The organism is Dorea acetigenes, assembly GCF_025567385.1.
In the GTDB taxonomy this organism is placed as follows: Bacteria; Bacillota; Clostridia; order Lachnospirales; family Lachnospiraceae; genus Claveliimonas; species Claveliimonas acetigenes.
Genome location: NZ_JAOQJU010000017.1, coordinates 1 through 1,584, shown reverse-complemented (window position 1 = coordinate 1,584; position 1,584 = coordinate 1). Strand labels below are relative to the sequence as shown.

Sequence of the window (1,584 nt, the reverse complement as noted above, 5' to 3'; positions counted from 1 at the left end):
AGCAGCGGAAGCTGAAGTAAGCAAGACTGCTCTTCAGGAAGCAATTAACAATGCTGAGACGAATGAAGAGAAGTATACGGCAGATTCCTGGGCAAGTTATCAGGAAGTGCTGGCTGCAGCGCAGGCAGTTCTGGTTGATGAGAACGCAACACAGGATGCTGTAGATAAGGCAGTAACAGATCTTGCAGCAGCAAAAGATGCTTTGGTTGAGAAGGGTGATGTACCGACACCGGAGATTCCGGAAGGATGGACGCTTCTGGCAGACTTTAGCTTTGACGAAGAACCGACTGAAGGAGAAGGTTTCAATGGCGGAGAGGCTGAAGCGAAAGGTACCTATACTTTAGTAGACCATGAAGGAAACGGCAAAGCCCTGAAACTGAACGGAACAGATCAGTTCCTGACGGTAACAAAGGAAGACGGAAGCAGCCTTCTGACGGGCATGGACGAGGTGGAAGTCTCCTTCCAGATGAATCCGTCAACGAGTGCAACAAACTGGGGATTCTTTGCAGCTCCGAATACGAATGAGCAGAAGTATCAGCAGGAGCACTATATTGGCGTTGTTAATATCAGCGGAACGGTGAATGCAGAGCGTTATAATAACTCCGGAGCAAGACCGGCTGTAGCATATTACGAGACCGGCGAGAATGCATGGATGGATGTAAAGGTTTCTTATCTGAAGGATAAGACAGTTCTGTATATCAATGGTGAGCAGGTTGCAGAAGCGGCAAGCGGATATTCATTGGCTGACATTCTTGGTGAGAACAGTGTTCTTTACATTGGTTATTCTACCTGGAAAACTGGAGAATATGCGACAGCGGAGATTGATAATTACAGGATTATCGGAAGAACCTTCACGGAAGAAGAGATTAAAGCGGATCTGAAGGCAGCAATTGATAAGGAAGTCGGCAAAGAAGCTGATTATACACCAAGCAGCTGGAAGAACTATGAAGACGCTCTTGCAGACGCACAAGCGGTATATGATGATGAGAATGCAACACGTGCAGAGGTGAATGCGGCAGAAGCGGCGCTTACGAAGGCACAGAATGCATTAACAAAGAAAGCAGACAAGACAGCACTGGATGCGGCAATCAAAGCAGCAGTATCCTTAGATGATAAGGATAAGTATGAAGCAGCCAGCTGGGCAGCTTATGAGAAAGCTCTTGCAGAAGCTAAAGAAGTTTATGCAGACGAGGAGGCAACCCAGACGAAGGTTAATTCCGCGACAAAGGCACTTACAGATGCACAGAACGCCCTTAAAGAGATTGAAGAACCGACCCCGGTTGTGATAGAATCCATTACGGTAACAGCACCGACGAAGACGGAGTACACGGCAGGGGAGGAGCTTGACCTTGACGGAATGAAAGTAACTGCTAACTATAGTGATGGTACAACAAAGGACATTGCGGCAGCAGACTGCGAAGTAAGCGGCTATGATACGACTAAGGCTGGTGAGCAGACGGTAACAGTAACGTACGAAGGAAAGACAGCGACCTTCAAGGTAACTGTTAAAGAAGCGGAAAAACCGAATGAAACAGACAAGACAGCTTTGGAAGCAGCGGTTAAGGCAGCGGTACCGGATACCGA

General features: G+C 47.6%; 1 protein-coding gene. It reads left to right on the top strand.

What is annotated here, in order from left to right; genetic code table 11:
- The coding region (locus tag OCV99_RS12240) for a bacterial Ig-like domain-containing protein (RefSeq protein WP_262575583.1) at positions 1-1,584 on the top strand (1,584 nt) is incomplete at both ends.